Source organism: Nostoc sp. ATCC 53789 (assembly GCF_009873495.1).
In the GTDB taxonomy this organism is placed as follows: domain Bacteria; phylum Cyanobacteriota; class Cyanobacteriia; order Cyanobacteriales; family Nostocaceae; genus Nostoc; species Nostoc muscorum_A.
Map to the genome: position 1 here is coordinate 1,607,331 of NZ_CP046703.1, position 23,622 is coordinate 1,630,952.

General features: G+C 41.2%; 26 protein-coding genes and 1 tRNA gene. 19 read left to right on the top strand and 8 right to left on the bottom strand.

Annotated features, from left to right (window positions below; genetic code table 11):
* Positions 1–11: 11 nt before the first annotated feature.
* Entirely contained in the window at positions 12–746 is a 735-nt protein-coding gene (locus GJB62_RS06475; RefSeq protein WP_114082073.1) for a 15,16-dihydrobiliverdin:ferredoxin oxidoreductase, read from the bottom strand.
* Between the two features lie 147 nt (positions 747–893).
* On the bottom strand, positions 894–1,469 hold the full coding sequence (locus tag GJB62_RS06480; RefSeq protein ID WP_114082074.1) for a phycobiliprotein lyase: 576 nt from the start codon (positions 1,467–1,469) through the stop codon (positions 894–896).
* A gap of 116 nt (positions 1,470–1,585) precedes the next feature.
* On the opposite strand from GJB62_RS06480, the gene GJB62_RS06485 reads away from it, so the two are divergent.
* Positions 1,586–2,410 (top strand): pentapeptide repeat-containing protein, encoded by an 825-nt coding sequence (locus tag GJB62_RS06485; RefSeq protein WP_114082075.1) that lies wholly within the window; start codon positions 1,586–1,588, stop codon positions 2,408–2,410.
* Positions 2,411–2,486: 76 nt separating this feature from the next.
* On the opposite strand, the gene GJB62_RS06490 is transcribed toward GJB62_RS06485, so the two are convergent.
* Entirely contained in the window at positions 2,487–2,687 is a 201-nt protein-coding gene (locus tag GJB62_RS06490; protein WP_041565167.1) for a hypothetical protein, read from the bottom strand.
* Positions 2,688–2,833: 146 nt separating this feature from the next.
* Positions 2,834–3,496, bottom strand: coding sequence for a HEAT repeat domain-containing protein (locus tag GJB62_RS06495; RefSeq protein ID WP_114082076.1), 663 nt, complete (start codon positions 3,494–3,496; stop codon positions 2,834–2,836).
* A gap of 100 nt (positions 3,497–3,596) precedes the next feature.
* Here GJB62_RS06495 and GJB62_RS06500 point away from each other — a divergent pair, with 100 nt between their 5' ends.
* From GJB62_RS06500 to GJB62_RS06520, 5 genes are all read left to right on the top strand, one after another.
* Positions 3,597–4,178, top strand: coding sequence for a phycobilisome protein (locus tag GJB62_RS06500; RefSeq protein WP_114082077.1), 582 nt, complete (start codon positions 3,597–3,599; stop codon positions 4,176–4,178).
* Positions 4,179–4,836: 658 nt separating this feature from the next.
* A complete protein-coding gene (locus GJB62_RS06505) occupies positions 4,837–5,595 on the top strand; it encodes a phycobilisome rod-core linker polypeptide (RefSeq protein WP_114082078.1) in 759 nt (252 codons plus the stop codon).
* 214 nt (positions 5,596–5,809) lie between these two features.
* A complete protein-coding gene (locus GJB62_RS06510; RefSeq protein ID WP_114082079.1) occupies positions 5,810–6,346 on the top strand; it encodes a phycobiliprotein lyase in 537 nt (178 codons plus the stop codon).
* 58 nt (positions 6,347–6,404) lie between these two features.
* Entirely contained in the window at positions 6,405–7,034 is a 630-nt protein-coding gene (locus GJB62_RS06515; RefSeq protein ID WP_114082080.1) for a chromophore lyase CpcT/CpeT, read from the top strand.
* Positions 7,028–7,366, top strand: coding sequence for a CpeR family transcriptional regulator (locus GJB62_RS06520; protein ID WP_114082081.1), 339 nt, complete (start codon positions 7,028–7,030; stop codon positions 7,364–7,366). Before GJB62_RS06515 ends, GJB62_RS06520 begins: the two co-directional genes overlap by 7 nt.
* Positions 7,367–8,790: 1,424 nt before the next feature.
* Here the strand turns inward: GJB62_RS06520 and GJB62_RS06530 are convergent.
* Positions 8,791–10,446 carry an iron uptake porin gene (locus GJB62_RS06530; RefSeq protein WP_114082083.1) on the bottom strand — a complete coding sequence of 552 codons (1,656 nt, stop codon included), beginning with the start codon at positions 10,444–10,446 and terminating at the stop codon, positions 8,791–8,793.
* Positions 10,447–10,832: 386 nt separating this feature from the next.
* Here GJB62_RS06530 and GJB62_RS06535 point away from each other — a divergent pair, with 386 nt between their 5' ends.
* Positions 10,833–13,187, top strand: a complete 2,355-nt coding sequence (locus tag GJB62_RS06535; RefSeq protein WP_114082084.1) for a hypothetical protein — start codon at positions 10,833–10,835, stop codon at positions 13,185–13,187.
* A 61-nt stretch (positions 13,188–13,248) separates the two neighbouring features.
* Here the strand turns inward: GJB62_RS06535 and GJB62_RS06540 are convergent, their stop codons facing one another.
* Entirely contained in the window at positions 13,249–13,440 is a 192-nt protein-coding gene (locus GJB62_RS06540; protein ID WP_114082085.1) for a hypothetical protein, read from the bottom strand.
* 650 nt (positions 13,441–14,090) lie between these two features.
* Here GJB62_RS06540 and thrC point away from each other — a divergent pair.
* From thrC to GJB62_RS06575, 7 genes are all read left to right on the top strand, one after another.
* Positions 14,091–15,182 (top strand): threonine synthase, encoded by a 1,092-nt coding sequence (thrC, locus tag GJB62_RS06545; RefSeq protein WP_012407520.1) that lies wholly within the window; start codon positions 14,091–14,093, stop codon positions 15,180–15,182.
* 344 nt (positions 15,183–15,526) lie between these two features.
* A complete protein-coding gene (locus GJB62_RS06550; protein ID WP_114082086.1) occupies positions 15,527–16,120 on the top strand; it encodes a chromophore lyase CpcT/CpeT in 594 nt (197 codons plus the stop codon).
* Between the two features lie 294 nt (positions 16,121–16,414).
* Positions 16,415–16,485, top strand: a tRNA-Cys gene (locus tag GJB62_RS06555).
* A gap of 438 nt (positions 16,486–16,923) precedes the next feature.
* On the top strand, positions 16,924–17,109 hold the full coding sequence (locus GJB62_RS06560; RefSeq protein ID WP_114082087.1) for a DUF1778 domain-containing protein: 186 nt from the start codon (positions 16,924–16,926) through the stop codon (positions 17,107–17,109).
* 5 nt (positions 17,110–17,114) lie between these two features.
* Entirely contained in the window at positions 17,115–17,384 is a 270-nt protein-coding gene (locus tag GJB62_RS06565) for a hypothetical protein (protein ID WP_114082088.1), read from the top strand.
* A gap of 153 nt (positions 17,385–17,537) precedes the next feature.
* On the top strand, positions 17,538–17,696 hold the full coding sequence (locus GJB62_RS06570; RefSeq protein WP_159402462.1) for a hypothetical protein: 159 nt from the start codon (positions 17,538–17,540) through the stop codon (positions 17,694–17,696).
* An 83-nt stretch (positions 17,697–17,779) separates the two neighbouring features.
* The gene (locus GJB62_RS06575) at positions 17,780–19,354 is read left to right on the top strand and encodes a virulence-associated E family protein (protein ID WP_159402463.1); all 1,575 of its coding nucleotides are present in this window, start codon (positions 17,780–17,782) and stop codon (positions 19,352–19,354) included.
* A gap of 488 nt (positions 19,355–19,842) precedes the next feature.
* On the opposite strand, the gene GJB62_RS06580 is transcribed toward GJB62_RS06575, so the two are convergent.
* Positions 19,843–20,211, bottom strand: coding sequence for a hypothetical protein (locus GJB62_RS06580; protein ID WP_147262493.1), 369 nt, complete (start codon positions 20,209–20,211; stop codon positions 19,843–19,845).
* Positions 20,212–20,772: 561 nt separating this feature from the next.
* On the opposite strand from GJB62_RS06580, the gene GJB62_RS06585 reads away from it, so the two are divergent.
* On the top strand, positions 20,773–21,018 hold the full coding sequence (locus GJB62_RS06585; protein ID WP_114082091.1) for a hypothetical protein: 246 nt from the start codon (positions 20,773–20,775) through the stop codon (positions 21,016–21,018).
* A 77-nt stretch (positions 21,019–21,095) separates the two neighbouring features.
* Here GJB62_RS06585 and GJB62_RS06590 read toward each other — a convergent pair whose 3' ends face one another.
* On the bottom strand, positions 21,096–21,755 hold the full coding sequence (locus GJB62_RS06590; protein ID WP_114082092.1) for a hypothetical protein: 660 nt from the start codon (positions 21,753–21,755) through the stop codon (positions 21,096–21,098).
* A gap of 131 nt (positions 21,756–21,886) precedes the next feature.
* On the opposite strand from GJB62_RS06590, the gene GJB62_RS06595 reads away from it, so the two are divergent.
* The 4 genes from GJB62_RS06595 (at position 21,887) to GJB62_RS06610 (ending at position 23,622) form a co-directional block, all read left to right on the top strand.
* The gene (locus GJB62_RS06595; RefSeq protein ID WP_114082093.1) at positions 21,887–22,156 is read left to right on the top strand and encodes a hypothetical protein; all 270 of its coding nucleotides are present in this window, start codon (positions 21,887–21,889) and stop codon (positions 22,154–22,156) included.
* On the top strand, positions 22,149–22,688 hold the full coding sequence (locus tag GJB62_RS06600) for a hypothetical protein (RefSeq protein WP_114082094.1): 540 nt from the start codon (positions 22,149–22,151) through the stop codon (positions 22,686–22,688). The genes GJB62_RS06595 and GJB62_RS06600 overlap by 8 nt, the downstream gene beginning before the upstream one ends.
* Positions 22,681–22,911: a hypothetical protein gene (locus GJB62_RS06605; RefSeq protein ID WP_114082095.1), complete on the top strand. Its 231-nt coding sequence runs from the start codon at positions 22,681–22,683 to the stop codon at positions 22,909–22,911. Before GJB62_RS06600 ends, GJB62_RS06605 begins: the two co-directional genes overlap by 8 nt.
* Before the next feature lie 138 nt (positions 22,912–23,049).
* The gene (locus tag GJB62_RS06610; protein WP_147262494.1) at positions 23,050–23,622 is read left to right on the top strand and encodes a hypothetical protein; all 573 of its coding nucleotides are present in this window, start codon (positions 23,050–23,052) and stop codon (positions 23,620–23,622) included.

Here is a 23,622-nt window from a genome sequence, read left to right on the forward strand (position 1 = left end):
CCCAATTCCTGTTATCTTTTACTTGCACTAACTGCTAGAGGAACAGCATCTTCAAATAAGAACTCATGAAGAAAACGCTCCGCCCATTCATGACCAAAGTAACTGCTAAACAAACCAGATGCTGGATCTCGGTCTGCACTATATTGGTCATAGTCTTTTTGGGCTTTGACAATCCGTTGGATATCTTCTGGATCTTGAAGCGCTTGGGCATCTGCTAGCATTTGCCAATACAAGTTTAAATAATCTTGAAAAGCTTCAAAGACTCGCGTTGAAACTGTTTCAGCATCTGTTTTGGCAAACAAGAGGTACTTAGAAAAATACTGGTTGGCATCGTAAAACTTCATTTCTAAGTTTTGCGCCAAATCCGGGTATTTATTATGGAGATATTTTAGCGGAGCTATATATTTGTTTTGATAATCTTCATCCTGAAACAAAGGCTGAAAGTCAAGCACAATTAGATTTTTGACTTTACCAAAGGATAAAAAATCAATCCCTAACAGAGGTAAATCGTAGTTATGACTAGGATAAACCACGCTGTTAAAAATTTGGGCGCTTTCCCCGGCATCAATATAGGTATAGCGAATTTTCCGCAACTCTTGAGATTGGTAACACCAACTGCGAATAGTTGCAGGGTTTCTGCCGCGATCGCTAACTTTAAATTCCAAACCAGGGGGAATGACCCTACTTTGTAAATCAAAGCGCTGAAATAGCTCTTTTTCTAAAAATTCCAGGAAAGGTTTATACATGGAACATGATTTGTTAACCCTTGCATGAAAATAAGTGATGGCAATCATGCACGTCTCATTTATGAGAAACAAAGCAACATTCCTTAATAGGGAATTGGGAATTGGTTATTCTCCTCTACTTCCCCATTCCCCATTCCCCATTCCCCACTAACGCCTAGCATGATTCCGAGCGATCATTTGCTCTAGCAGTTCTTGGGAAACACAGCGACGTTCAGAACAATAAGCCATTAAGTTGACACCATTCATCATTCGCACGGTACTAACCCTGACACGAAAATCATCAGTAATAAACCAACAACGTTCTTGACCTTGGTTATTGTCATAGTCAGTATCAATCGTCAGCACTCCATCATCGGCAAATCGATACTGGCTGACAACGGGAATGCTCTCAACATAGCCTTGGTTACGGATCAGTTTTCCAGAACGCCTCGTTTCGTCGGGAATATCAACCAAAATGGCAGCATTATCATTAGGTAGCCTGGTGTCTAAGTTAGCCTGCCATGCAAAACTCGCACCGCCTGTTGCTTTAGTAGGGTCTATGCCTTGGTCTTTACAGACTTCTTGGACTTTAGGATCGTCCTTTTCCATGACTTTAATGATCAAATTCGACTGCCCAGACTCATCCGCTGCCGAGTCAAAATGGTGAACGGAGCGTTCCGTAAACCATGTACCCTCACTTTTATGGAAGAAGTCGATCATTGACAAGGGCGGTATTAGATACATCTGTTTTAAAACCTCTTTTTATCAAATTTTGCCGTTATTGAATACTGAGCAATGAGATGAAGTCCCAATTTCGCTAAAGTGTAGAATAACTCCAAAAGTTATATTTTTATCAACTGATGACAAATAGTGAAATTCAACTTATTACTAGCGATCGCCCCAGTCCAACTCCAGAAATATTAAAAGCCCTCAAAGCCGGAATCCCTCTGGATTGGGTCGATTTGTACCGATTCAATCTCAAGGAAGTTGATTTACAACAAGCTAACTTGAGCAAAGCCAAGCTACTAGGAGCAGACCTCAGTGAGCTAGTCTTGAGTAATGCCGATTTGAGTGGCGCAGATTTGCGAGGCGCTAATCTGCAAGGAGCCGATTTGAGTGGGGCTAATTTGCAGGGAGCCTATTTAAACCGTGCGAACCTCCAACAAGCCAATCTCAGTGGCGCAAATTTGGAAGGAGCCAAATTGCAAGTAGCACGTTATGATGCACATACGAAATGGCCCCAAGAATATAACTACAAAGCATCGGGAGCAGTAGGGCCGGGTGCTAATCTCAATGGTGCTTTTCTTAACACCGCTTCTTTACGAAACGCAGATTTACAAGGTGTTAATCTGCGTGGAGCCTACCTGAGTGGCGCTGACTTGACAGGAGCAAATTTGCAAGGTGCGGCTTTAAGTGGCGCTGATTTGACGAAAGCTTATTTGACTGGGGCTTGTTTGCGGAATGCTCGATTGACTGGAGCCGATTTGCGGGATGCAGACCTGCGAGCAACTGACCTCTGTGATGCAGAGATGGAGCATCTTCAAAGTATCGCTGGTGCAGATTTTACTTTAGCCCAAGGACTCACAGAAGCAACTAAAGCTATGCTTAAAAGCCGTCCATATTCAGAACTTGACGTTTGGAACGCCTACACTCGCACAACAACTCGTGAGAGTTTGAGTGCTTGATCGTGGCAATTTTAGATTTTAGATTTGGGATATTAATATCAAGTTCGCTTAATTACTTGATAATTTAGTAGTGACTTTACAACAGTTGCCAGTTCTTTTTTAAGAGCGCTAAAAACGTAGCATATCCTTCAGAAAAACCCGGTGGATCGGGTAGAGCATATTGGGGAAATTCTTTATACGATCGCCAGGCTTCCGAAGCTTTATGCCGCAAATGTAAAGCAGATTCTGAAGAACCTGGTGGTCGCCAAGTCATTTGACCAGTTTGTATCTCAGTCACAAATGCCTCCTCATCTCAAAAAAGTTGATCTTTTCTTCCAGATTTTGGCAGATTACCCGGATATTTTGGTCAAATTTAAGGTAAAAAAACATTTTGCCTATTGTTGAAATAAATCTTATCACAAGATTCGGCACAAACCCATATCGCTATTGTGGCAACAAGTCTTCTAAAGCAGCTCCGACAACTCGGTGATCCTCATCCTGTCTAAGTTGGTTCAGGGCTACTTTTGCTTCCGGCTCGTCAAAGCGTTTGAGGGCATAGCTAACTCGCACGCGCATCCGCCAAGATTCATCATTCACTAACGTTAGCATTTGGGATAGTGCCGCAGTATTTTGGCTAGAATCAGCTAGTAAACCGAGTCCATCAACAGAGGATTCCTGAACTGTGAAATCTTCATCTTTTAAACCTTGAACGCAGATATCAAATAGTTCTTCAGGACAATTCATTTCAGCGATCGCAGCTAAAATGCTCCGCTTAACTAGCCAGTGGTCATCTTGATAAAATGCCATAACTAGATGAGAAACTGCGACTCTACCAAATAGCGACAAAGAATTTGCCGCCTCAGCTCGCACGTTGGGGGTATCGTCAAATTTCATAATTTGCATCAACGCAGCAAAAGATTCTGCTGATTGTTGATTACCCAAACCCCTAGCTACAAAAGAACGCACCAAAAATTCTGAGTCATGAAGTTTACTTGCTAAAAGAGGAACTGCAACTTCTGATTCATAATCATTGAGGGCTGCGATCGCCTTCAAACGATGGTGAAAATCTGGGTTCTTCAGTTCAGTTTGGATTTGATCGATTTCCATAGGTGCATTTGGTAGAGCTATCTTTACTTTATTTTACAGATGTCAAAAAATAGCGATCGCATTTGGGAAGATTTAACGCAATACCCTAAACTCTTAACCAATGACTCAATTAAGCGAAACTGTCAAAGAATTAATCGCCAAAGCTAGAATTATCAGCTTTGCTGAGTGGGATAAATCTCATTCCAAAGCAGCAATCGCCATATTCCAAGCTGCGGATGATGCTTTCCGTTATCTGAGCGACGAAGATTTATTACAGATTCAAACCAAGTCATCCGATAATTCTGAGTTGATTCCTATTGCTGTGTCGTTACGCGATCGCGCCGCCGAAATTGTTGATGAAGCTAGAGAGCAGGTTTTGACTACCTATCCTGAAATTATCCAGCCTGGAGGTGGTCTTTATCCGCCTGAACGCGCCCAAGCTTGCTGGCGAGATTTTTGGCATTTTCTCCGTTGTATTACTTATGGCATAGCGGGTGGACACGCTGAGTATACAAATCCCACAGGACTGCACTATATGAACTTACTCTATCAGGAATTACAAGTTCCATTAGATGCAATGCTCTTAGGTTTAAAAAGCATTAAAGCTGCTAGTTTGAAACGCTGCCCAGTCAATCAGCAAGAAATTCTTAATCCCTATTTTGACCATTTAATCACCCAACTGGCTACTTTTCAAATTCGGTAAGGTAAGTGAGCGTGAATAATTCAAGGTTTGTAGTCACGGCTAGAGTTGCTTACTAAGAGCCAATTTAATTGAATTTACATTACGTAATATAGTTTGATTTATTCTTGCCCACTTACCAAGATTAACTTTAATAAATCAGCACTATAAATACTCTTGCTCAAGGGAAAACAACAATACAATCGCCTGTATCCCAATCTCAAATCAAATTCTAAAAACAAGCTTAAATTTATCTAAAGTATTATCTAACTTAACAAAATTTAATAAATATGGTTTCGGCATCGTATCAGAATGTGTAAAGGTATTTAATGATGTAAAAACTTAAATAATTAAAACTAATAAGGATTTAAAGTCTCTATGACCTTTCCTTTGTCACAAAGATGTAAAGTTTTTTAACATCTGCTGAATTCCTTCTCATAAAATCTAGTTGTTAACTGGGAGATAGTTTGAATAGCTTTTAGACCAGCATCACGATTAGGGTTTGCTCAATTCTGCCGTCAGTTGTCATATACAAAGATATCTAACGCACTTTAAAAAAATAAAGTTTTACAAATGCTAGTCAGTAGCAAAAATAACTGACAACTGAGGCGAAATTCTACCCCTTATGGGGGTAGAATGCTCAAAAATTTCATTTAATTTACGTTTTTAGGGAGATACTTCAATGTCACTGTGGGCTATTGATTCACCTAATGTTGAACTGCGTCCGAACACCAGCGAAAGTGAATTACAAACACTTATTCGGGCGGTTTACAAACAGGTTTTGGGGAATGCTCACTTGCTAGAAAGTGAGCGCCTAGCTACTGCTGAATCGCAATTGCGCGATCGCAAAATCAGCGTCCGCGAATTCGTCAATACCGTTGCGAAATCAGAACTCTATCAATCTCTGTTTTTCAGTTCTTCTTCCCAATATCGGTTCATTGAACTAAACTTCAAACACTTGCTAGGTCGTCCTCCTGCCGATCAAGCAGAAATTGCCGAACACGTCCGCATCTACAACGAACAGGGCTACGATGCTGAAATCGAATCCTATATCGATAGCGAAGAGTATCAGCGAAATTTTGGCGAGAATATTGTTCCTTATCCTCGCAGCACTAGCTCCCAAATAGGAATTAAGAATGTTACCTTTAACCGCACCTTTACCTTATTGAGAGGAGTAGCAAGCAGCGATAGCGATCGCAAAGCTAAACTGATCAGGGATATAGGTGCAAATTTACCCACATCCATCAAGGCTCCTGCTGCTGGTTCTAGTGTAAGCAGCACCAGCAAACGCTTCTTGATTAAGGCAGTCAAAGGTTCAAATAATCTCCGTACTCGTCTGGGCAACCTTGAATATGTAGTTAACTACAACCAACTGTCTGGGCAAGTGCAAAACATTCATAGAACGGGCGGCAAAATCATCAGTATTACTGAAGTTGCTTAAGTAGATGAATGGGGAGTCAGGAGTGGGAGGAGGATAATAACTTCTAATTCTCTACTCCTAACTCCCTACTCAGTAAAGGCTAAATGCCCCGATACCCCTAACAGCACTCCCAAGTGCAGTTGTAATCAAGGAAGCTAGTATATAGGCTGGGAGAATAACTATTTAGCCAAGATATTCCTTGGATTGTAAGCTACTTTTTAAAATCACTTTTCTAATGGAAATTACTGAATTCTTTGAACTTTCAATTGGGCGATGGCGATCGCAACGTAGCGGTCATCATTTAGCATTCGCTCACTTTGAACAAGTGCTGTCTAACATTGACATTGAGTCTCTATCCACCGACGATCCGGCGGTATTAGCAATTTGTCAATTGTATGACACCGACCCCGGCAGCATCACTCACCCCTTTCGGATGACTTGGAAAGGTGAGTCAGACTGGGACGATAAACCAATCTCTGGTAGTACCGTGCTGGTACCAATTCCAGATATAGAAAATCCTTCTAGGGGAAAACTCTTACGCGAGCAAGGATACGCTGAGACAATCCCAGCAGTGGGTAAATACCATTTGAGTGAAGATGGGATTTTTACCCTGCTGACGGAGTATGAACATGCTGCTGCTGAAGAGCGAATTTGGTTTGCTACACCAAATCTGCGATTTCGGGTAGCGACAATTAAAACCAGTGATGGTAAAGGTGTGACAACAGCTTCCTTTTCTTCAGAGATTCGCTCTTTGTCTAGTTCAACCAGTTAGTAATATCAGGTTAAAACATAAAAGGAATCATCTAGTTTTGTCACTACTGAGGTTGAATATGACAATAGCACCCAGTGAATCTAGCACCAACGCTAGTGATTTGCTCACCTTAGCCTGTTGGATGGCAGGAGATTTTAGCAACTACAAGCAATCTTTTGCAAATCCCCAACTTTACGCCCACATTCACATTTTTTTCCGTCCTTTACCGATTGAATTTTTTTCTGCCATCGGTTTTTATTCAGAACAAGCTTATGACCACGATTTATGGACACCCTACCGCCAGGGAGTACATAGACTGGTAGATTGTGGCGATCGCATTTATATCGAAAATTACAGCTTGAAAGACCAGATGCTTTATGCAGGTGCGGCTCGTGAATTAGATATCCTCAAAACCATCACCCCAGATTGCATCGAACGGCGTTATAACTGTTCGATGGTTTTTCAACGAGACGGTGAAATGTTTCGGGGTAGCGTGGAACCGGGTAATCAATGTCTGATTAACCGCAATGGCTGCCAGACATATCTAGTCAGCGACGTAGAAATAACCGAGCATACTTGGATAAGTCTAGATAAAGGTATGGATATTGAAACCCACAAGCAGATATGGGGATCAACTGCCGGGCCTTTGCGATTTGAGAAACGGGAAAGTTTTGCTGATGAATTACTTGCAGTGAGAGCATTATGTTGATTCAGCTTGAATCTGTTAAATATAAAATGTTACCTCCACAGGCTGAAAAAAAGATGCGCTGTTGGATTCGTAGCCGCCACTTGATTTGTTCCGGTAACTTTTTTATATTCGAGACATTAGAATATACGACCATTGAAAGATTCTCTCAATGTGTCGCTTCTTTAGGAGGAACAGTAATATCCGTTGACCCCATTAATAAAATCTGGATGGGCGATCATCGCCAAGTAATTTTATATCAAGCTAAAGCTAGTTTACATACTCCTCATCACACTTTGAAACAATACTGGATAAAATACGGTGGTTTCTACACTAGATTTGATGAGCGTGCTTAGAGTGACTTTCCTACGGAAATCCTTCTGACATTTGAATTTTAAATACTCCCCAAGGGGATTGACGGCTAATTGTTAATGTTTAATTGCTAATTATTTACTATGATTAGCTGTTATTTATTAATAGTTAGCCGTCTAAGTTTGTTATAAATACGTACTGTACAAAAGAATCCAATACTGCATAGGTTTTGCCTAACAAATAAATTTTTATTAAGCTAAAAATATTTTAATTTGCATCCTCAAAAAAAATGAATCTCTTGTGGGGTGGGCAGCGTTCGACTGAGCGCTCACGCCGAAGTCTTGCCCGCCCTGGTTGTGCAAATTAAATACGCGACAGCTTAATCATTCTTTGACGGTAAATAAACCTGCTCTGTAGGGGCAATTCATGAATTGCTCCTACAATATGTATTTTAAGTAGTCTATGCAAAAAATTATACAAATATAGATAAATCGAAATTCTCTCTAATTGATGGTGCAATGTTTACAATGTGCTACGCCTACGCAGGCTTTTTTATGTCCCAAAGCACCACACCTTATGCAATATTAATTAACGACAACAAGAAAAACTAAATCTTTTATTACAAACCATCACTAAATCCTTTGAGTAAACATTAATTTTTCATGAGAGTAAAATCTATAACCGATAAATACATTTAAGTACAGAGAAAATAATATTCGTGTTTGATTGATAAGTATTTGGCAATTTGGCAGCTACTGATTAGAGTATTTTGATATATTGCAGAAATTACCAAGATGTTTTTACTTTTTATACAGAAGACGGGCATTAGCCCGTCTTTTTTGTTGTTAATTGTTTGGCATTTTGACATTAAATTATAATTAAGCTGTGATATATTAGCTAGAATGCAAATGATTGAAACATTAAGAATAAGCTCAACTAGCATTCTTTTTGTTCATATTATTTGTTTGTCTTACAACCTATTAAGTTTTATTTGTGCTGTTTTTTGCATATTCCAAGGTGTATTGCCACTTTCAAGCTATTTAGACGGGATAATTTATCCCGTCTTTTATTTTGTTTACTAGTTGGAAAAATTGCTTTTATGCAAGTTTTAGATATAAAAATATTTTGAGTTTTTTTACTATCTTTAATATCTAAATTAATCTGCGATAGCTTCTAACATTTGGCAGATTAATTTTCTATTTGAGGTATTCAATGATACTAGGAAAATATCCTATCAGGTTTGAGGATATTTGCACACATCCTATAGGAAGATGCCCTATGAATATAATAATGAGTAAATTAATTCGGGATGTTGTTATGCACTGGATTTATATAGAGGTTTGGCTCACCGCCAAACCTTTTTTTATATCTCCAGAACTTACGCAAAAATCGCCAAAAAATTTAATTTATCAGATGGCTCTCTCGTCTTATATGCTGTAAGCTCTATAATATTTGTCTGCAAGGAAAATTAAAAACTAAAAGTACTCCGTAGAATGCCGATGGTAACTGAGTCGTTATCTGGTGTATTACCAGGCTGCAAGAGATGAATTATTCCTGGTGTAATGCTAATATTATCAGTTAGCTGAAAACGATAAAATGCCTCAATTTGAGTCGTAGTTCCTGGTTGTCCACCTGCACGTCCTAAACCGGTATTAATAAAATCAGGGACATTATTCCCCACAGGTAGGTCGCTACTAGTTATTTTAGGAGGTTGACCGACATAAATTCCCCCCAAATTTCCTTTAGCAAATAAATCAGGGAAATTCATAAACACCATATAATTTGTCGTTTCTACATTTCCTGATTGTCCAGGAATGTAAGATTTAGTATAACCACCCCACGCACCTGCGCTAATACGAGGTGAAATTTGCCAAGTGACAGTCGCACCCACAGCATTAGTTTGCAAAGGTGCTGATTTTCCGGTAGTGGTATTAACTGTAGTTAAGCATTCATCACCAACAAAGGTTAGCAAACAACCATCCGAAGAATAATTGTTGACATAATACAAGCTTAAATCTAGAGTGTCAGTTGGTGTTAGCAGCAATTGCACACCAGTGGTTGTGGTTCCATCGAATAAACCGCTACTTTCACCGGGATTTCCTGGTTTATAACTAGTATAAATTGCTTGCAAACTAGCGCGTTTAGCAAATTGCCAATCAATAGCTATACCACCGTGACCGTATCCCATATTTAAAATTGGGTTTCTCTGGGCAAAATAAGACAACGGCCCTGTTGCAGCACTTTCTACCCGATTGGGGCCTCGGAAAGCAGCAGGCATACTTACGCCTTCTGTTCCCACCATTATTGCTAATTTATCCGTCACCAGCCAATGAAAATTGAGGTCACTTAGAATCAAGCTATCTGTAGGAAATTCGTAGCCAAGTAAAACATCATTCCGGGAAACACTATTGGTAAATCTAGGCGAAGTTTTTCCTTTACCATCTATAAGACCTGTAAACAAGTAACTACTAGGAGTGATTTGACTAGTCAAATATAGTTGCGCTAAGGATATAACATTAATGTTTGTCCCGCCATCATCTGTATCTTTTTGTCCATCTCTAAGATTGACATCACCACGATTGCTAGTCCGTCCTTGAATACCAACTATTAGTAGTCCACTGAGTTTGGTTGTTGTTGAGAATTGGTTGGCTTCAAGTTCGCCAGTTCTGGCTTCTAAACTATCGACACGACCCCGCAAAGTTGCTAATTCAGGGGCAAATTCTGATTGCAATTTTTGTAATGTTGCTAAATCTTCGCGGGTAACTAAATCGCTGGTGGCTGTAGTGATTAATTCGTTGACTCTATCCAAACAAGCATTCACCCCGGCGGCGAATTCATACCGAGTTAAGGCGCGATTACCGCGATAGCTACTATCTGGATATCCTGCTATACAACCATAGCGTTCCACCAAAGACTGTAATGCTTGGAATGCCCAATCATTGGGTTGTACGTCTTTGAGTTGAGAAACCGATGTAACTTGCGCCATCGGATTTATGGGGGAGAGGGGAGGAGAATTTAAATCTATACTCTCCTGCGCCTGAGTAGCTTCTGTATTGATGTACTCTTGTGCTGATGCTTTTTGGGCAACTCCATTTACTCCCGCAATGAGTAACCATGCGAGCATCCAGGTTTTGCGATGACTGCGGCTAATAAGTATACCTTTCAACTTTTTACACTCTGCTCACATACTTAAGTGAAGAGTGTATGCGCTATTGTCTAGCGTTCACATGGGAAAATTTACGTATTTTGTCCAAAATTAGACTTAATCTTTCTGGGCAACTTCTGAAAGGACGAGTATAACAGGGTATTGGGTATTGGAGACTAGGTACTAGGAACTAGGAAAGAGTTTTCTCAACGAAGAGGCAGGGGGAAATGACCCCAACCGAGAGCCGTGAAGTAGAGCGGAACATGGGTCTGAATACCCCTTTCTGAATTGTCCCCCCTGCTCCCTGCTCCCTTTCCCCTTGCCTCTTTTTCAATCCCCAATCCCCAGTCTCCAATCCCCAATCTATGGCAAATCGTCCACGCAAGCTGACACCAAAAGCCTCTAAACAAAATAAACCTCATACAGGTGTGATGAAACGCATCGCTAAAAAACCCCAGAAAAAGCTCAAAGGGGGAAGGTGGTTGTCGTCAACGCTAGCGATCGCAATTCTGTTAAGTAGTGCTAGTCTAATTATGGTTTTCGCCTGGGTTAGCGTTCTCTTCATCTTTAATCCAGACCAGGTAAGCTGGCTAAATAAAATTTTACCTGTATGGGCACAAATCCCCCTTGGGAACCACGAACGCCCCAAAACTATCAAACAAATTCAACTCGATTTGAGTCAAAACAACCAAATATTTGGCGAAACTCTGCCTTTACGTCAAGATGCCAAAGACTCTTTTTTACTGCCAGTTTTGCAACAGCGTGCTAATTGTCAATCTGATTGTAAAAAACTTGTGGAACTCAGGGTTTACGAGCTATCAAAAGAGTTAGAGTTTAAATCTCAGTCCGAAAATTACTACTATTTAGCCACTCAATTACCTATAACTGGGCCAGAGGAATCCTCTGTGATTTCACCCTCACTTGATGAGACATCAGAACCCCAAGATATCAGTGTTCCCCTACCTTTAACTAAAGTGCAACGCTTTGACGGTGGGACACCATCACCAGGGGTTTGGTTTAATTTGCGGGGTCAACGCCAACCAGGAACTGGTGCTTATGGTCAAGTTGTATACTACAATCCACAACGCACCAATTTACTACAAATGTTGTCTTGGACAAGTCCCAACGGACAATTACCCAGATGGCAGCAGGTAACTGGTGATGGTACAAAAGAGTTAGTTGTCGATCAAACTATAGGTTTAGAACCGCACTTACAGGTTTACCAAGTCAAGCCTGTGAGGTTATTCCTCAAACCAATTGAATTGGAGGCGATTACCCTCAAATCAGCAGCCCTCAAAGATTCTGCATACCAAAACGCCCTGTCAATTGCCCGTAGTGGACTATGGACACCAGCCTTTGAATGGTTGAAATTCATCAAGAAACAGCGCAAAGGAGTTTTTCCAGAGGTGGCGCAAGCGCAAATGGACTTGATTCGCTTGCATTCCCAACTTACTAAAACCCAAGCCGAGAAAAAATGGGCAAGTCCTAGCCAAGAAGTGCTAGCAAACTTGATTGATGGTCGCTGGGGGAAAGCATTACAGGTGTTTGAAGCGTCGCCACATAATACCCAAGAAATTGCTACTCTACTCAAAGCTGATAAAAAACGGTTGTGGAATCGCACAGCCGCAGCGTTGCGGGTGAACCCAAATAGACTAGATGTGCAAGCTTGGTTTGCTTTGATTTTGGCTGTTCAGCAGGGAGAAGAACACGCTAATTCCTGGTTAAAGACGCAACCAAAAATTACAAAAGATAATCTTGTCTATATTCAAGGTCTGTTAGCAAAACTCAATAGTGAGGCTGCAAAGTCGCAAATATCCTCTACTCACCCTAGTCAGATTGTTGGTACAGTGCAACCAATTACTCAAGTTACTAGCAGCGAGTGGCTGCAACCAAATTCCTCAGCAGACTTGAAACTCACTGATAATCAAGTTTGGTATCAGGTAGAGGTGAGTGCATTTAATGACGGTAAAAGCTGGCTAAATTCCCCCTTTGAGAATTTGAACCCACCTAAAACTTCCGCCGCCAAATTTTTATGGAAAACTTTAGGAATCATTTCTGACCCGGAAATCCAGATTATAGTCTGGTTGCCTAATGGAGAACAAAAAATTACTATAGCCGCTATCAAAGCAGTGCAACTACAGGGTAAAGTTTTGCGCCTATTGGCTGCGGGCCCAAAAATTCCAGAGAATCAAAACGATGTTCTTCAACCCAAACCTCTAGCTTTGACTAATGCAGCACTGGAATGGGTACAACCATCTCCCATCACTCTACAAGAACTGCATCAACAAAATCCCCAAGGGGTGAAGGTAATATTATCGAGTGTCTGGCAATCTTTACAGCAATCTGGCGAAGTTGCGGCTGGTGCTATTCCTACCTTTGAGCAGATACAGGGGAAGTTGGGTGATTGGCCCGTTCAAGTGATTGATTTAACAAATAATGCTCAACCAGAAATAATACTGACTATCTCAGCAGCAGCAATAGCATCCTTGAATCAGTCTTCACCTGAAACCCAGGCGGAAAACATAGAAGAACGCCGCGACCGGACTATAATTTTGTCTGACAGCAATCAAGTCATTTACAGTGATTTTACCAAAAATGACTTACAAAGACTCTCTGCGATCGCCAAGCTTTCAGACGTGCAATCTTTAGCTTTATTAGTTGAAAATGCTCATAACTACAGTCTGAGGCGCTGGTCAGAGAAAAATCAGCGCTTTGAATAGCACGCCCCCTAATCAAATTTAAATTAAAGAGGCACTGGCGACCGCTATTTCCAAAATTGACTTATTCTTTTTGGTTAGTTTCGGCTAGACGTTGGTTTTTCAGGTTTTCCAACTGCTGCAACAGAGAGTCTACTTCTGCTTGTAAATGCATCAATTTCGCTTGCTGATCGTCTTGATAATAAGACTTGGTTAGCTTACTGACCCAGTTAGCCTGGGATTCGCGATCGGAAACACTAGATAAACAAGTAGGCATCGCTAATTAAATCCACAATTTAACTCACACCATTAGAAATATTATAATAATGCTCTTTTAAGCTTTATTAAAATATTGTATATTTTTCATTAATTACTCTAATGGGTTTTAGGTTCAATCATCAGAGACGGCGATCATCATGGCTGTGTTCCAAACAGAACAGTGCCCTAAGTGTGCAAAGCTTCCGCCCACTTGACGGTACTTAGCAATACTTAAATTGATAGCCTGTCAATTATGGTTGTATGAATTATTATCGCCCTTTTTGGGGAATTTACGCAGGAATTGTATGTAGACTATATCAAGAATTCTGCTAGATTATGAAAAATTAAGGACTGATACAGCAGAGATTCCCCCAATCGCCTTAAAAATATACCTTTTTAATATCCACCTTTTTTGGCAGTAGCCTTGGGCGAGTCGTTGCCCAAGGCTACTGCCAAGGAGAGACAGCGCATTGCCTATTTAACTGGTATTCTAAATAAAAATGGCAAGTGAAACACCTGCACCACAAAAAATAATATTCTATAAGTAATATTCTTTTGGAATTAAAGGGCTGGGACAGGGCAAAGAAAAATTCACTTTTTTCCTCTTCCGCTTCCATCTGCCACTTTCTCTAAATATCGAATCCTTAACATTAAGAAATTTTAAATCCTGTGACTTTGAGCCTTTCTGTTGCTAAATCTCATCGCCAACCCTGGCCCGGACTGATAGAAGCCTATCGCCAATACTTGCCTGTCAGTGAAAAAACCCCGGTCGTCACTCTTTTGGAAGGCAACACACCTCTAATACCAGTGCCAGCGATCGCAGAACGTATTGGCAGACAAGTACGGGTTTTTGTAAAATATGATGGTCTGAATCCTACCGGTAGCTTCAAAGACCGGGGGATGACTATGGCAATTTCCAAGGCCAAGGAAGCAGGAGCAAAAGCAGTAATTTGTGCCAGCACGGGTAACACCTCAGCCGCCGCCGCCGCTTATGCAAGGCGTGGGGGGATGAATGCCTTTGTATTAATTCCCGACGGCTATGTAGCACTGGGCAAATTAGCCCAAGCATTACTGTATGGTGCAGAAGTATTGGCAATTAAAGGTAATTTTGACCAAGCGCTAGAAATTGTCCGCGAAATGGCCGAAAGCTATCCGGTAACATTGGTAAATTCCGTCAATCCCTACCGCCTAGAAGGGCAAAAAACTGGAGCCTTTGAAATTGTTGATGCGCTGGGTGATGCCCCAGACTGGCTGTGTATCCCTGTTGGCAATGCGGGAAATATCACAGCATATTGGATGGGCTTTTGTCAATATCATCAAGATGGCAAGTGTGATCGCTTACCCCGAATGATGGGATTCCAAGCCGCAGGTGCAGCCCCATTAGTACACGGTCAGCCCGTGGCGCATCCCGAAACCCTAGCGACAGCAATTCGCATTGGCAACCCTGCTAGCTGGGAATTAGCGATCGCAGCCCAAACCGCAAGTCAGGGAAATTTCCATGCCGTTACCGATGCAGAAATTCTCGATGCTTATCGACTTTTAGCATCATCAGAAGGTATCTTCTGCGAACCTGCTAGCGCCGCTTCTGTAGCCGGATTATTACAGGTAAAAGACCAAATTCCTACAGGGGCGACAGTGGTTTGTGTCCTCACAGGCAATGGTCTAAAAGACCCCGATACAGCCATTAAACACAATCACAGTCAATTTAAACAGGGGATTGCAGCAGAATTGGGCGCAGTCGCCGAGGCAATGGGATTTTAAGTAACCTGGAAATACAAGCGATTGTAATATCTAATTGAAAAATTGCGTAGGCAAAGCCCACCGGAGGTATCGCAGCCAAGATTTTTTAGTCTGACTAGTGTCCAAATAACCCCAAATTGCCAAATGATTGCGATAGATGAATTCACACTAAGCAAGATGCAGCAAGCAATCCCCAATCAAAAATCAAAAATCTAAAATCCAAAATGGTATAATCCTAAAGAATTTTTAATCAGCTGGTTGATCATTTTAATAATCACCAACAAAGAAAAGGATACAAGCCCCTAAATAAATTTATGGGGATTATTAATTTTGAATTTTGAATTTTGAATTTGGAGCGAAGCGACGTGACTCATTCTACTGATATTGCTACCTTAGCCCGATGGATGTCAGCTGACTTTAGTAATCAAGAACAAGCTTTTGAAAATCCGCCTTTTTATGCCCACATTCGTGTGTGTATCCGTCCCCTTCCCTTGGAATTGTTCTCAGGGGTAAGTTTGTTTCTCGAACAAGCTTATGATTTTATGCTCAATCAACCCTACCGGATGCGGGTAATGAAGTTGATTCCCGCAGAAAACCACATTGCTATTGAACACTACACCGTTAAAGAAGAACAAAAATTTTACGGTGCATCTCGTGAACCCGAACGCCTTAAAGACTTGTCTGTTGACCAACTGGAAAAAATGTCAGGCTGCAACATGATTGTAGAGTGGACAGGTAATAGCTTCAAAGGCAGGGTTGAACCTGGTAAAGGCTGCATTGTGGTTCGCGACGGCAAAAATACTTATTTAGATAACGAATTTGAGATTGACGCTAAAGAATTTTTCAGCCTCGACCGGGGAAGGGATTTAGAAACTGATGAGCGACTGTGGGGTTCCATCGCCGGGCCCTTTCACTTTGTCCGATGGGCTAATTTTGCCGATGAAGTCCAAGCTAATTAACGCGCTAGATGCTCAAAGTGAGCGAGCCGTTTGTGGTAGATATTGATGAACGTCGCAGGAATCACGGGTTAAGTGCTAAATTATCACTGCGTCATTATGACAGAAGTTTGGATTAGCGATCGCTAATCCAGATATAACAAGAACCTGGATGCCGATGCAAGACTAAAAGAATACCAGAAACATCCAGTTAACCCACTATCTCTACCTCACAATCTTGTGCTACTATTGTTAAGCTGATCCTATTGCCTCCTTAAGATATCAAATAGTAGGCAAAAGGCTTTATATTGTCGATGTGGCGGCATAGCCAAGTGGTAAGGCAGAGGTCTGCAAAACCTCCACCCCCGGTTCAAATCCGGGTGCCGCCTTAAGGCTTTCAGCCTTTTAGGACTTCCAGAAACAACACAAAACACATTTTTGATATTCAAAGTGATATTCAAAAGGGTAACTAGGCATCCCATAAGTTACCTACCGAGCATCTGACTAAGTAGAGGTAACTATAAGTTTTATAAAACCTCTATTTTTAACTAAGCTTTTTCTTCAGTTGTTCTAAGCATTTTTATGTACCTGTTCCCCTTGGTTAGTTGGCGCTACCAAGGGGTATTTTTATGAACCCCAGTGCGCTTATGGTTCCCTGGCTTGCGCTGGCGATCGCTTCAGGTAGTATCAGGCAACCTAAAATACCCAAGCACCTCAAAATGGGTTAACCCCACTGTGCCATTTTCTACTAAATATGTGCCAGTTAGCTACTGACATTGATACTTTTCTGGGTTACAATAGGAGTATACTAGGAAATAAATATAACAATGACTAACCAGAGAACCACCCGCAAAGTTAAGTTACAAGTCTGGTTAACTGAACAAGAGCATGAACTATTACAGCAAGCTGCTACCACAACCGGACAAGGAATGTCTAGCTATGTCCGATCTACTGTACTGAAGGCGATTAAGGCTGACTTAGGGGTATCAGTAGACAACCTGAGTAACCAATAACAACCATGAAACCGAACCGCATGATATATGACCCTGCTTATTGGTCTTACTATGTCCTCAATGGTCGAGTCTACCGAGACTGCCAGATCGACTCTGTAACCTTTCATGGCACTCAGACATTAACCCAGTTCTTTAAAGCTAGCCAGTACTTAGTTAAGTTAGTCGATGAGGATAATAATGAATACCAAGAGAATATCAGTAGAGTTGTTACTGAATGGGGTTTTGTCGAGTACCTATCGGATATTTGGGATGAAGTGAACTTCGCCAATAGATAAAGTATTCTCTATGGTAATCATAGGATAATCCAATGGTTATTTTTAAGCCTCCTAACTCGCATTAGTCTACCTCGGAGGCTATAACCCTGATTCTACTGTGGGATATCCCTAACTTGACAAGTTATTAGTAAGCAACACAAAGGGGATACCAAGATGAAAAGACAAGACAGTCAACAAACACTCAGGTTATCAAGCGATCTAAGAAATCAGGTATTGCAAGTATGCGACAAAAACCAGATGACTGCTGCTGAGGTTATTAGAGCAGCCTTGGTTATGTACCTGAAAACACAGTTACCCCAAGACACCAAATAGGGTTAACCAGTAACCAGCTAGCTAACCCTAAGACCAATATTCAAAGTAAACAAAACAAAGGGCTAATGCCCAAGGATTCAAAAATGTCTTATACAACCGATGATAACACACTTTCCAATACTCAGTCAAGCTCAGTAGGTTTTGAAAATCTACTACTAAGCCTTCAGAAGATCGACATATTTTCTAGAATGGTAAGCGGGTCATCCTCATTTGATAATAAAGACCATAGGGATCAAACTCAAATCATTCATAATATCCGAGAGGAGATTAACCAAGCGGGAAGCGGTGCGGGTTATGTATGGTTTGAGGTATTCAAAGCAGTTTATAGGGGGCGGGTAAGGCTTAATGCTTGGACTGGTGAGCTAGTTTTGGATGGCAAAATAGTAACTCCTGAAGCATTGATCGATAAGTTAGAGCAAGCCCTTAAGATGCTTATGAAGCTAACCAGAGAACAGTTTGAGCGCAAGTTTCAAGTATGGATAGAGGGTTGTACATTTAACCCAGTAAGGAAAGAGTTGGAATCTATTGTTAGGGATGAAACTCATAAGTGGATATTTCCCGGTACTGACCCCTCAACTTTGAATGAATCAGCCCAGTTTACTAACAGAAAATATGAACCCATCTTTAATAATGCGGAGACTGTAGAAAAGCTTTGTTCATGCGGGGGGTATCAGGTTAAAGAACTAGAACCAATGGCAGATTGGAATAATCTAGCTAACATTCTATTTGGGACTGAGGATGCTTTAAGCCAAATAATGTTAGAAAAATGGTTAATCTCCGCAGTGGTAAGAGCCATGCAGCCAGGTGAACAAGCTGATTACAGCCTAGTCTTAAAAGGTAAACAAGGTGCGGGTAAGTCTACCTTTTTCCGGTTAATGGGTGGTGAGTACTTTTTAGACTTGGATAACTCTACTGATGGGACAGAGGTTAAAAGACAACTAGACCGGGCTTGGATAGTAGAGATGGGAGAAATGGAAGGGATTACCCGCAAGAAAGAAGTAGAGGAACTTAAAGCATTCCTAACTAAAACTAGCGATACTTTTAGGGGACTGTATGAGAGAAAGCCATCGGTTCACCCGCGCCATGTGGTCTTCGGTGGGACTTGTAACTCCGATGAGATTCTAAGAGATCCTACAGGAAGCCGAAGATTCTGGATTATCGACTTAGGCGATCGCAAAGTTAACCGGGATTATTTAGTTGAGAATAGAGACTCCATACTAGCTACAGCATATCTCAAATGGCAACAGGGCTTTACTTGGTATCCAGATGATCAGATGTCTGAACAGTCTGAGGATAGAAACAAGAACTACCAAGAGGTTAATGAATGGACACAAAAGGTTAACCATAGTTTAGCTAAACTACAGGGTTATATCGACAGCAAGAACACCTCTGGCAAGAGTAGAGTTGGGTATCAACCTTATGATGGTTTATCTATTAACTTATCTGCCTTCATGGAACACAGCCTAAACCTTCATGTTACATTACATAGAAGTTGTAACAAGAAAATAACCCAAGCATTAGGTGAGCTAGGTTATACCAAAAAGAGACTTACCTTAGCTGATGGTAGCCGCCCTTGGGTTTATATAAAACAGAGTGTTCAGAATCCATTCATAGTTGACTCTTCCCAGTTAGAACAGATGGCAGAGTGGGGAAGATAATAAACCAACCTAGTAACCTCTGATTACCCCCTGTAGCCTTATGTGTTACAGGGGTTTACTATTGGTTAGCTTTGTCCTATCAAAATACCTCTGTCCTATCAACTTCAAATATCATAGGACAGCCAAGATGGTTAGGGGGTAAGGGTTCTACCTTATTTGTCCTATCTGTCCTATCTGTCCTATCAAATATATAAAAGTATATGACTTGTAAGTATGTACTGTATAAACTATGCAGTAGTACTTATATCTAGGGTAAGTTAGGTAAAACTCATAGGACAGATAGGACAGAGAGTATAACCCTTACCCAGTAACCTTTTCAGTCTGTCCTATGACATAAAACTGATAGGACAGACATCGGACACATAGGACAGAATATTCTGATGCTAACCAGTAAACCTAAGCCCTCTCTGATATCCCTTAGATAACCACAGGGGGCTTAAGTTATCCCCTAAATCATCTAGCGATCGCTGTGACAACTCAGGTAAGGGCTATTTAGGTAATCTTGTATGCCTAACGGTCAATAAACACTCCTCAATAATACTGAAGGAACCTTGGGAGTACGCATACGATTTATTATTCCATTTACCACTGTCATTAGTTCTTGATACTTTGCGTGGATTAATACCATATATTTCCCTATACCTTTCAGCTAACCTTGTGGCTAACTTATGGTAATCAGACTCATCCACTATTATCTTGTTGTCATCCATGTACTGCCCAAGAGTTGATAGTTCTTTAGCTGGAATGTCCCAGTCAGGATTTTTAATAGGCTCAACATCATAAACGAGATAACGATCGGGGTTTTTTACAGCATCCTCCCAGTAACCAAGAAGCTGAGTTTTAGATAGGGTATTCAAATATACCACCTCAACTGCATCCTTCTTATGTGATGGGGGGAGGATATTAAGAACTAGCACTTTATGATTAACCTACTAACTTTATACCCTTTAGAGTACCCAGTTCTGTAAGATACATTAACGCCATAAAAACCATCAGGTACGCTAACTCCTAACTCCCAACTAATAACCTCAAAACCCCTCTAGGATGCCTCAGAGGGGCTTGTTTTGCCTTGACGCTCCCATGAGGTTATGCAGGTATTTTAATATTCTAAAAGTTCAGTATATTCACTTGTGTAACTAGTAGTTACATTGGTTATACTGGTTATATAGAAACGGAGGAGGACATGGGAAAGGCAATAACGGTTAGATTCTCAGATGAGGATTATGAAATGCTAAAGAAAGAGCATTTTGATTATTGCCAGAAGATAGGAGAACTGATTTCTCTTAATCAATACATGGTTATGAGGTTGCTAAACAAACCTCAGTCGGAACAGTAAAAACTCAAACAAATACCGGAGGTAGTTAACGGCTACCCCCGGCAATCAAAGAAACATTATCAAATCTTAGGGAAATAATACCATGTCTAACGCAACAGTTCAAGCTTCAGTTACCGCTACTGAACAATACAACATTCCAGTAGTTGAAAAAAGATTGAATAACATCATCAAGGCTATGAAGAACGCCGGGGTTGTATGGGACAGTACAATCAACCAGATTGATCAGTTTATGACTGCTAACCCGGAAGTAAAGGAAGATTGGATTAACCTAACTCCCCAGGATAACCGGAAGAGAAACATTGTTTATGTCCTCTATATCGCTTCCTAATCAACCTTAATAACCCATAAGAAAAGCCCGGTAAGTTAACAAGACCTACCGGGCTAAACTATGGCTTACTGAACGCTTTAGAAACCGCCTGTTAGACTTTGGATGATAAAGAGGTCATCGGTAGTCAGGCTATCGATGTTAGGGATTTCAATGGCATTTTTAGACTGTTCAACCAATCTTAGAATCATAGGGACATAAGTAGTTCTCCAGCGCTCCAAATAAATCTCAGCAGCCAGTTTACCCTCATCCCCAAATATCTCTTCTAACAGATATTCTAACCAAACAATATTATTATCAAAGGGGTCAAAGTCAGCTAGTAAAGCAACTAGGGAATCATGTAGTTCATGGCAGTTCTTATAGGTCTGACCACGCCATAACAATCCGCCATTTCCAAACCTGGCAGTTGTACTTTCTACTCCGGTCTGGGGATGGGTAAGTAACTGAACAGCTAGGCCCAAATACTTGGCGACTAGGGCATCATTACCATATTCAACTTGATAGTTGGTTAGATAGATATTGATTTGTTCAGAGGTTATATTTCCGAACTTGATAGCAGTATCAACAAACTGACCTAAGAACTTCATAGTTGCCTTGCGGGATTCTAACTTAGCTTGTTTTTCATCGGTTAAACGCTTTTGTTCGGCTATTTCTTCCCCGATAAGTTTATCAGTCTCAGCCTTAAGTCGAGCTAGGTTAGCTTCACGCTCTTTTTGTTGTTTCTGAAAATCGCCTGCCATTTTGTTTAATCCTGATTTTATTTGTCTTTGTACTATATAAACTGTCAAGCAAAATAGTTGGTTTGAACTTTTTAAAACTCTGAAAGCTATAAAACCGCTTGACAAACTATATTCAAATACAGGTAAAAATCATGAAAGTTAAACAGTTGGCATTTAGGGTTGATCAGGGCACTTATGACTGGTTAGCTGATCAGGCTATTAAGAAGCAAACAACTATGACTGCAATAGTTCAAGACATCTTTGAGACTAACCAAATAAATCAGATGTCAGAGGGGACTAAGAAAGGTCTTAAGGAATGTTTAGAGTATTTGTTGACTTTAGATAATGCTGATTTTTTCGAGGGTTTAAACCTACTCAGAGAAGGGCTTAAGGAACTACAAGGGGTCAAGACCAATGGTTAGAAAGACCACCTGCCCTATTTGCGCTTTGAATGCAGAGGCTAGACAAAGCTTTGCGGCTAAGGTCAGCCTGGGGCTACCAGCAACTTCATTAGTCGATTACCTGATAACTCTAGGGGTTCATGTTACACCACAGCAGGTTTATAGCCATCGAAAGCACAGTAAACCCCAGAAGCCCCATGTAGCACCCCAGGATACCCCAGTAGCCCCAAGGCTGACCACCAATGTCTCAGCCGATGGTTTGGGCAATGATGCCAGACAAGAAAGGCTCCTAGCGATCGCCCTGGAAGCTGTTGACTCCCTAGCTGCCCAGTTCAATGCTGATAACAACCTGCGGGTGGCCAGGATGCTTAAGGAAATGGGGGAATGGGCCAGCCAGCTAGTTAAAGATCGGATGGCTAGAGAGGTAATCCCTGACCCTGTTGTAAGTGTCAGTATCAACATCGGTTCTCTAGAAGCGCAGTTGGGAATACCAGACGCTTATTTTCCAGAACAGAATACCAGATACCAATCAGAGGAACCTAATCATGATTAACAGAACCCAAGTATTTACCAAGTTTGATTTGAATGCTGACCAAAGGGATATATTCGATCGGTTGACCCTAGCACAGCAAAGGCGATTAATCAAAGTCCTTGAGACTAAACAGAGGACAGGTAAGCGCCGGGTTATCAAAGCTTCAGGCAACCCAAGACGCGCCAAGGTTCTACAAGATGATTCCCAAGACATTATTAACCAGTACCAAGACCGCCTGGATTAATCCTTTGTCGAAATGTTTCGATATCTGGGTTAAATATTTCGATTTAAGCCCAAGACCTACCAGAACAGCCAAAGCTCCCAAGGTATGACCAGTACCAAGGGAGCTATTAAAAACAACTTATCGACTTTTACAAATACTATGACTAGTATAGCACATATCCCTCATAATGGGGGACAGCGCCATAGCGATTACTTCACCGACCCTATTGAGGTTCGGCTAGCCTGTGGTAACTCATGGGAATATAGCCTAACTGAGTACCTTAACACTCAAGGGTTAGACCGAGTTTACCAGGTAGACCAGTACATGACATACCGGGTGGTTTATGGAAGTTACAGACTTGACCCGGATAACTGGCGATCGCGGATTCAGTCTAAGCTAGCCCAAGACTTATACCCAAAGTACCAAAGGGACATCAGAGTTATCCACAGAGGTAAAGGTTACAACATTGAAGTCAAATCCAAATCAGGCATCTTTGAAGACCATAACATACTGGTAGGCGGTATTGCAAGCCGATGGGAGCGCTACAGGTTCCCAGTTCACTTTGTAGTTACCATCGATCGCAACACAGGGGAAGCTAGGGTAACTGAGGCGGATAGGCTAACCAGGGAGACAAGCTGGTTAAGGATAAAATCTAAAGAGTTATCCTATGGAGTGCCCAGGCATTTATTTAGACCCCTGGACACCTGGCTAGACTTCCTGAAAAGCTGCTAG